This is a genomic window from Streptomyces sp. NPDC014676 (assembly GCF_043084105.1).
Taxonomy (GTDB): Bacteria; Actinomycetota; Actinomycetes; order Streptomycetales; family Streptomycetaceae; genus Streptomyces.
Genome location: NZ_JBIBZI010000023.1, coordinates 61,145 through 70,176 on the forward strand (window position 1 = coordinate 61,145; position 9,032 = coordinate 70,176).

At 70.5% G+C, this 9,032-nt stretch carries 4 protein-coding genes and 1 pseudogene; 1 reads left to right on the plus strand and 4 read right to left on the minus strand.

Annotation, left to right across the window (positions count from 1 at the left end; all coding sequences use genetic code 11):
• Positions 1 to 318 precede the first annotated feature (318 nt).
• From ACF1DX_RS36860 to ACF1DX_RS36875, 4 genes are all read right to left on the minus strand, one after another.
• On the minus strand, positions 319 to 3,477 hold the full coding sequence (locus ACF1DX_RS36860; protein ID WP_391795514.1) for an amidohydrolase family protein: 3,159 nt from the start codon (positions 3,475 to 3,477) through the stop codon (positions 319 to 321).
• A 549-nt stretch (positions 3,478 to 4,026) separates the two neighbouring features.
• The gene (locus tag ACF1DX_RS36865) at positions 4,027 to 4,413 is read right to left on the minus strand and encodes a ricin-type beta-trefoil lectin domain protein (RefSeq protein ID WP_391795515.1); all 387 of its coding nucleotides are present in this window, start codon (positions 4,411 to 4,413) and stop codon (positions 4,027 to 4,029) included.
• Between the two features lie 1,017 nt (positions 4,414 to 5,430).
• Positions 5,431 to 6,051: a hypothetical protein gene (locus ACF1DX_RS36870; RefSeq protein ID WP_391795516.1), complete on the minus strand. Its 621-nt coding sequence runs from the start codon at positions 6,049 to 6,051 to the stop codon at positions 5,431 to 5,433.
• Between the two features lie 541 nt (positions 6,052 to 6,592).
• Complete coding sequence (locus ACF1DX_RS36875) at positions 6,593 to 8,128, minus strand: GMC family oxidoreductase (RefSeq protein WP_391795517.1); 1,536 nt, start codon at positions 8,126 to 8,128, stop codon at positions 6,593 to 6,595.
• 783 nt (positions 8,129 to 8,911) lie between these two features.
• Between ACF1DX_RS36875 and ACF1DX_RS36880 the strand changes: the two are divergent.
• A pseudogene (locus ACF1DX_RS36880) lies at positions 8,912 to 9,032 on the plus strand (alpha/beta hydrolase); the annotation flags it as partial.

The window sequence follows — 9,032 nt, forward strand, 5'->3', positions numbered from 1 at the left end:
GAACGTCCGGGCCGTCACACGGCCGGACGCCGTTTCCCGTGCCGTGCCAGGGCACATCCACGATCCGGCCGCCGCGCGTGCCCACGAGACGGGATCCTCGCGGACCGCGCCTGCCAGGGCGCCGGCGCGACCGTACGGAAACCACCGCGGACAACTCGCACCACCAGCGGTTCGACCGCGGCCATGCCCGGCCGGGAGCACCGGGCGAACGCGCCTTCGCGCGGTTGAGGTCCTGGCGGCCGGTCCGGCGGGCCGGCCGCTCCACCCGCCGGACGGGCGTCGTGCGGCGTCCCGCACGGCGCCCGTCCGGCGAACGGCCTACGTCAAGGGGTGCTGAGGGCAGCACGGTTCCCTGCGCAGCTGACGGCTGACCTCCAGCCAGTCGGCGGAGTCCCGGCCGGCCGACGCGTCCTCGGTGTACGCCGCCAGGAGATCGTCCTGTCGGTGGACGATGCCGTCACGCATGACCCATGGCGTACGCACGAGGTCGTCGAAGTTCTCGAAGGGGTTGCCGTCGACGACGGTGAGATCGGCGAGTTTCCCGGGTTCGAGGGTACCGAGGGCGTCGTCGACGCCGAAGAGGCCGGCGGGGACGACGGTGACGGTGCGCAGGGCTTCGAAGGCGGACAGGCCACTGGAGCGGAGCGCCCGCAGACCGAGGTGAATGTGGAGACCGGTGGGGGTCAGCGGCGCGTCGCTGCCGAGGGCCACGACGCCGCCGTGGTCGATGATGTCCTTGTAGGTCCCCACCTCCTCCTCGATCGCGTGCAGATGGTCGGGGCCCGGAGGGGTGGCGCTGTAGGCGGCGACCTGAGCCGCGTCCCAGGGCGGCATGAGCGTGGTGACCCGGGGGTCCTGGGCCAGGGCGGGGTCGGCACCCATCAGGGCCAGAGCGGGGAAGGGGGTCATGATGAGCTTGAAATCGCCGCCCCGGTAGGTCTCTCTGACGTCCTGGTAGGAGCGGCCGGTGGGTGAGAAGGACCGCCCGTGCTCGGCGCGCTGAGTGGCGTGGAGGTGCGTGGTCAGGTCGTGCCCCAGACCCGATCCGAGGGGCAGGAAGTGACTCCCGGCCAGTACGCCGAGGTCCTGGTGGGCGACACGGCCGGCTTCCCGCATCAGCCATGCGGGAGCCCGGACGTAGGTCTTGACGAAGTCGTACTCGAGGGCGACCGCACGTTCCAGGGAGCGGCGGAGCCCGGCGGGCGTCCGGTGGGCGCGGCCCATGCTGTAGCTGACCCGGCTGCCGTCCAGCAGTTCCCCGCTGGTGAAGAGCCGCGGTCCGGCCATGCGGTCGGCGGCGACGGATTCACGGATGCGTACCGCTTCGTGGGCGAAACCGCCCAGGGACACGTTGGTGGTGATCCCGTAGGCCAGCATGAGGCTGCTCTGGCGTCCTCCGTAGGTGTACTGCCACGGATGGGTGTGGGCGTCCCACAGGCCCGGGACTACGGTGCAGGCGGAGGCGTCGATGAACGTCTCGCCCGGGCGCCGGCCCTCGCGGTGGGGTTCCACCGCGGCGATCCGGTTGCCCCGGATGACGACGTCGACGTTCTCGCGGACCGTGTGGCCGGTCCCGTCCCACAGCCGTCCGGCGTGCACGCGGGTGACGTCGGTGGCCGCGGGGCGACTGCGCCGGTAGGTGAGGGGTACCGGCACGTTCCGGCGGGAGGTGCCGTTGCGGCCGATGAGCCGCAGGGATCCGCTCGACTCGTAGAGGAGGGTCCGCGCGTCGCCGGACCAGGAGGGGTGGTCGGCGGCCTCGTCGGTGAGGCGATGGGGATCGCCGGCCGGCGTGCCGTCCGGGCGGACCGGCATCACCCACAGGGCCGACTCCATGACGAAGGCCATCGCCGTCCCGTCCGGCGACCAGACGGGACCGGCGTTGCCCCGGTCGGAGATCGAGGCGTGGGGCATGGGCTGGTGCAGGGTCCACTGCCCGGTCCGGGTGTCGACGACCCGGATGACGTTGTAGCCCTCGCGGAACCGCTGGGTGAGGCGGTTGCGGTCGCAGAAGGCGATGTACCGGCCGTCGGGGGACCAACTGGGCCCGCCGGGGATCCCATTGGCGCCCAGGGGTGCCACGACGGTCGTTTCCTCACCGGAGGCCAGGTCCTTGACCAGGAGGTTGCCCGTGGAGTCCTGGCAGGCGAGCCGGGAACCGTCCGGGCTGAGCACCGGATTCAGGCGGCCGCCGGCCGCCAGGAGTTCCTCCCGGCCGCTGTCCAGCCAGTGCCGGTGCACACCGATGAGCCCGTTCCCGTGGCCCGTCCCCTCGTAGGAGTACAGGACGCTGCGTCCGTCAGGTGCCCACGACGGCATCTGGACGTAGCCGAAGCGGTTGGCACGGACCACCTCCCGCGGGCGTCCGCCGATGGGCATGACCCACAGCGCGTTGAGCGCGGTGAACGCGACGGACGTGCCGTCCGGCGAGAGGACGGGCAGGTGGATGCCGCGGACCTGCTGCGCGGCCGTCCCGTCGAAGTCGTACGTCTTGGTCGGGCGGACGGGCCGGGGCGCGTCCACGGAAGCGGTGAAGTCCACCGTCACGGGTGCGCCGCCCGCCCTGCCCGGCTCGGGCCTGCGGACGCGGAGCTGTCCGTCCGCGAAGTAATGGAGTTCGCCGTCCCGGCTCCAGGAGGGAGGATGGGGCGCGACGTCCTCTCCGTCGGAGACGGCCCGGCCGTCGATCATGAGGCGGGACGAGGTGGCGTTGAACGGCGGTACCGCGTCCGCGATCTGGACGTAGGCGATCCTTCCGTCCGGGCTCACCGCGGGTCCCACGAGGGTGCTGTTCTCCACGGTGCGCAGTACGGTCACGTCACCGCCGGTGCCGGGGACGGAGGCGAGCGTCCGGCCTCCGTCCTTCCCCGCGCGGACGAAGACGAGCGATCCGTCGGGGTGCCAGGCGGGGTCGTAGTCGTCGACGCCGGGCTGACGGGTGATCTGTGTCAGTTCGCCGGAGCGGACATCTACCGTCCAGATCGCGTAGGACGTGCCGCCGACGGGGTCGCCGCCTCGTTCGGAGGCGAATGCCAGGCGGGAGCCGTCGGTGGACCAGGAGACTCCTCGGTCGTCCCAGGGGCCGGACGTCACCTGCAGGAGCTCGGAGCCGTCGGGGCGCATCGTCCAGAGGCCGAATCCGCCTCCCCGGTAGGCGCATAAGGCGATGCGCGAGCCGTCGGGGGCCCAGACGACACGGGTCGGTTCGAGGTCCACGGCAGTGAGCGCTGTCGCTTCTCCGCCTGCGCGAGGTACCGACCACAGCACCCCCTGCACCTCGGCGATCAGAGCGCCGTTCACCGGGGAGACGGCGACGGAGGCGTTCGTGGCCCCGGTGAAGGTCAGCCGCCTCGTGTCGGCCCGGTGGGCGGGGGCGGCGATCGCCGGGGTCTCCAGCGAGGACAGGGCGGCCATTCCGATGCCGGTGACTCCTGCCTGGAGGACGCGTCGGCGTGAGGGATTGCCAGAGGCGTTCATCGAGAACTCCTTGTGTGTGCGGTTCGGACATGCGCGTTCGGTACGTCCGGGTCGGCTGAGGTGCGCGCCTCGCTGCGCCGCGGGCAGGAGGGGCCGTCCGGTTCTCCCGGCGTCGCCGGTGCCGGGCAGCGTTCTCCTGCCCATATCTCACCGGACGCGACGGGCCGGGGGACGGTACGTCTTGCGCCGCGGCTGACCGGACATGCCCGGCCGCCCGGCCCGACGCCTCGGGCACGGGGGCGAGGAGGGTCATGCGTCATGCCCGTCGCGGTGGCCGGCAGCCGGTCGGTGACGCGACCGCCCGCGCCTCCTCGGGCCGGGGGACGGTGTCCGGCATCCGCGTGAACCGGATGACGCCGGGACGCCTTCGCGCCGGTCCCTGCGCGGGGCGGGGCCGGGCGGGCACCGCGGTTGCGGGGCGACGCGCGCACGCGGCCCTCCCGTCCGCCCGCGGGGAGCGCCCGGGGCCCGGTCACGGACACGTCCGCCGTCTCCCGGAGGGCGACGAGGGCTCATCCGGCCCGGCCGGCGTCCTCCCCGCGGCGTCGGTCAGCGCTTGCTCCACTTCTGGTTGTCGGAGCCGGAGCAGCTCCACAGCTGGAGTGCGGCGCCGTTGGTCCTCTTGTTGTCGACGATGTCGACGCACTTGCCGATCTCGGTGTTCACCAGATCGTGCGCGCTGTTGAGCTTGAACTTCTGTGCCCAGCCGCCGTTGCACTTGGCGAGCTGGACGGCGGTGCCGTTGCTCTGACCGGCCCAGGCGAGGTCCATGCACAGGCCGAACATCCGGGCGGTGCCGTCGGACCGGAAATCGATCTTCTGCCACGATCCTCCCTCGCAGTCCCAGATCACCAGCCGGGTGCCGTCCGAGGCCGTGCCGCTTCTCGCACCGGAGGCGGCGATACAGCGCCCTCCGTTGTGGCTGCGGACCTGCACACCTGCGTAGGTGAGGGTCTGCCGGCTCGTGCTTCCCGTCGTCCGGCCGTCATTCGTTCCCTCCGCCGCGCCGGTGGGCTGTGAGCCGGAACCCGAACGCGGCGGCTGCGAGCCCTCGGCGGGCGAGGACGGCGCAGTGCCGTCGGACCTGCCGGGGGATTCCGGTCCTTCAGCGGGCCTGCCGGATCCGTTGACGGTTTCCGCGCCTCCGGCGGCGCCACCGGGCGCCCTCGGAACGAGCCCGGACGTCCCGGCACCGGGCGCCCCGGCGCCTCCCGGACGGTCCGAAGGGGACGGAGTACCGCGCGGGTCACCCGGTTGCGCCGATCCCCCCTCCACCGCCTTGGAGTGCGCTGCGACCTCCTTGTCATCCGACCGGAAGTTCGCGACCGCGAAGATCACCGCGATGATGCAGGCGGTGAGCGCGACCGCAGAGACTATCCAGATCCATGAACGCGAACCCGGTTCCCCGCCCTCGCGGCTCTTCGTGGCTCGGCTGCTGAACGCCTTCGCGAAGCGTGACGACGCTCCGTCCAGCAGCGCCGGGTCCTGGGGCTTGGGCTGGGGCGGCACTTTGAACTCCCGTGGGGGCTTGTGGATGACGAATGAGCGAGAGAAGGGACTGTGTGCTCTCCGCCGGAGGAGGTACGCGGCGCCCGCGACCGGCCGACGGCCGGTGACGGGGGGCGCGATGCGAGCCGGGCGTGGCGGAGCATGTGAGGCGCCGACGGTCCGGCGGAGCGGCAGCCGACGGGGGAGCCTGCCGCTCCCCAAACCTCCCGCACCCGCCCGGTGTGCCGTCGCACGCCTCCCCCGCGGCGGCCGGCCGTTCCCTCCGGCCGGCCGTCGCGGGGGCGGGCCCGCGCCGCCGTTCCCGGCGCCGTCATGGTCCACGTCCGAGGAAACGGCGGCAACCGGTGCCGAAAGGTGGCCGGGGCGGGAGCACCGAGGCGGGCGGGGCCGAGCGGTCCATCGGCCCGCAGGGGCGGTCGTCGGTCTCCGGTGAAGCCGCTTCCCTCACCTGTCACCGCGCTTCGTGTCCGGCGCCGTGATGTGCGGGACGGCTCCCTCGGGTGCCTTCTCCGCCAGCCGGTACGGCCATACTCCGTCACCCCCGGCATCGTCGGCGCGCGTGTACCACGCCTCTCCGTGCCGGAGGACGGGGCCGTCGTACCACTTGACGGGCACCAGAAACGACATCACCGGTCCCCGCCCCGTGCTGTGACCGGGCCAGGGAAGGACAAGACCCTGATACGGGCCGTCGGTGAAGCGGATGGGGAAGTCCCTGACGGGGCCTTCCAACGACTGGGCCGCCGCCTGCTTCAGCGCCAGTGCCCAGGTGACGGCCTCCGCGGCCGTCGGCGTGGGACTGTAGCCGAGGACCTGACGCAGGGCCGCGGTCACCGTGAGCAGTTCACCGTGGGCGACGGAGGAGGACAGGTCACCACCGCGCTCACGAAGGAGCCGGAGGGCACCCCTGTCGGCGATCTCGGAGAGGTGGCGGTCCAGGCTCCGGCTCCCCAGGTCGATACCGGCCCGTTCCCACGCGGCAACGGCCAGGGCCACCGCATGCTCACCGTCCGCGGGCGCGTCATCAGGGCATGGTTCCTGACGGAGCAGGTCGGGTGCGGTGCTCACAGAGAGCCATCTCCTTGTGCGGGGTGATGGGGGGACGGGGGCAGGAGGACCTTCGTGTTCTGGACGTGCTCGATCACGTGCGCGTGCCCCGGCCACCACGCCGAGGCTGTCGTCGCAGCGCCTTCTTCCCGGTACCGACAGCGTTGTCCGCTGTCGGCCCGGTCCTGGTGCTGTGTTCACCGGCGCGGCGCCCCTCACTCATGCCGGACCGGCCTGGGGCAGCAGCGCGCGATGGTCGACGTCCGCGACCGGAGAACTCAGGGACCCGGCGCGACGCGAGCACTGCCCGGGGCTCCCGTCCGTCACAACGTCTGCCACCGCCGCCGGGTTCATCACGGGCACAGGAAGGCCGGCGTTCTCCGCGGGAGCCGCGACACCGGGGAGGCGTCGGGCGGGTCGGCGTGGCCCCGGCGTCCGCCCGTCCACCAGGAGTCCCTCCGCATCCGCGCACCGTGCGCCTCTCCGACGAGCGTGCCCGGCGGGCGGACCGGAGGACGCTCACTTTCCGCCTGGACACCCGCCGACGGCACAGGTCATCGGGTCAGCCCTGGCGGAAGTCCGCGGAAAGGCGATCTCCTCGTATGAGGCTCGAGGCCTTCTCGCCGATCATGAGGGTGGCGGCGTTGGTGTTCACGCTGACAATGGTCGGCATCACAGAGGCGTCGGCCACGCGAAGGCCGGCCATACCGTGGACCTGGAGATGCGGATTGACGACCGACATTTCATCCACCCCCATCTTGCAAGTGCCCACCGGGTGATAATACGTTCCAGTACCCTGGGCGATGAATTGACGCAGTCCCGCCTCGCTTTGAACGTCGCGGCCCGGAAGAACTTCCTTGTTGCGCCAACCGCTGAACGCGCGAGCAGCATTCAGCTCGCGGGCCCGTTCGATACCCAACAGCAGGCGCTGGACATCGTAGTCGTCATCGAGATAGTTGGGGTTGATGACGGGCGGCCTGTCCGGGTCGGAACCGGACAGCTTGATCCAACCCCTGCTGCGCGGAACAGTGGCAATGCCGATGGTGTAACTGTTGGCCGGCGACTGAAGGGTCGGCGGGTGGAACGGGACATGGATGAACATGAACTGCATGTCCGGGCCGGGAAGACCCGGTTCACTGCGCCAGAGCATGGAGACCTCGGCATGATTCGCCGTGCCCGGAGGAATCTCCCTGCTCGCTTCGACGACGTATCCCAGCAGAGGGTGGTCGTGCAGGTTCTGCCCTACGCCAGGAAGGTCGTTGACCACCTCGACGCCCACTTCACGGAGATGTTCGGCAGGCCCGATTCCCGAGGCGAGAAGAAGTTTCGGGGAATCCACGGCGCCGGCGCATACGATCACCTCCGCCTCTGCCCCCACTCGGGTCAGTTCGCCCTCGTGTACGTACTCCACTCCCACACATCGCGACGCCCGGAAAAGAAGCCGCCGCGCCCGTGCACCCGTGACGACCGTCAGGTTCGGCCGGCCTGATACCGGATGGAGATAGGCAGCGGCGGCGCTCAGCCGCTTACCGCCCGCGATCAGGAGTTCATGCCATCCAGCGCCCTCCTGGACAGAGCCGTTGAAGTCCTGAGTCATGGGGTGGCTCAGCTCTGCGGCCGCATCGAGGAAAACCTGGGAGAGGGGATTGGGGTCGCTCGCGACGCTCGGAGTTATCGGACCGCCTCGGCCCCTGTAGTCGATCTCGTTACCCGGAACGTGCTCCATCCGGCGGAAGAACGGAAGCACACCGCTGTACCCCCATCCGGCAGCACCCCCCCGCTCCCATCTGTCGAAGTCATTCCTGTGACCTCGCAGGTAAACCATGGCGTTGATGCTGCTGGATCCACCGAGCACCTTTCCTCGCGGCCAGGAATGAACCGATCCGGCTGTGCCCGCCTGCGGTTCGGTGCTGTAGTTCCAGTCGAATTCAGTACCCCAGAGCGCCGGCCAGGCCGACGGCGTATGGATCAAATCCGATGTGTCCTCCCCGCCGGCTTCCAGGAGAAGCACGCGGCTGTCGCTGTCCTCGGTGAGCCGTGCTGCGACAACGCACCCGGCAGAACCAGCCCCTACGACCACGTAATCGAAATGCTTCACAGCTTCTCCTTCTGCTCGCTTCTCCAGAAATACTTGAATGCATCGCCTGCTCGGCGGGGGGACGGATCCGCGGCTTGGTCCGTGAAGTCGGCGCTGCGGGATGGCACGTGCCTTGTTGAATTACCGGCCGGTTACTTGTCCGCGTGCTCGACGGACATCACTGCCGGACTTTCGCCCGGCCGGCCATCAGGCATCAATGCGGTACGGCGGCGGATGGGCCGTCCCGCACTTCCGATAACTTCCGGCGGAGAGGCGCCCTCTTCATCCCAACGGTTCTCATCGAGTCACGGTTCACCTCGCCGCCGGTGCCGCGAGCGGCGTTCCGCCTCATCGGGCCGGCCTGAGGGCACGACAGAGAAGCACTCCCCTCATGACGGGCGCCGGCCGCGCCCGGTTTCCGAACCGGCCCACCGGTCACCGCGCCGCATTGCGGCCCGACGTGACCCCATGGACACCGAAGGAGTCAGGCCGCCGGGTCATCACCCCGCCTGGCCCCTGAACGCATCGCGGGGTTTTCGCCCGGAAGTGGCCAGGCCTCCCACGCGGACCGCTTGACACACTGCATCATGCCATGTGCAATATATTGCATTCATTCAGAGAGTGCCGATCGTCATCCACCGGCAGCCGTACGCATCTCACCGGCCAGGACCGGGACATCGGCACCCCGAGCATGAACGAAGCCGGGTGGGCCGGCCCTCAGGGCCCGACGTGCCCGCACGTGAGGGGCAGAGAGCACGCGAGCCGCCCCCGACACCTCGTTGATCCACAACCGTGAGGAAGACCATGAACAACGCCCAGTCCCCTGCCGAGAAGCCGACGGTCGTCCTGGTGCACGGCGCGTTCGCGGACTCCTCGAGCTGGAACGGCGTGATCAAGAACCTCCAGCGCGAGGGCTATCCGGTCA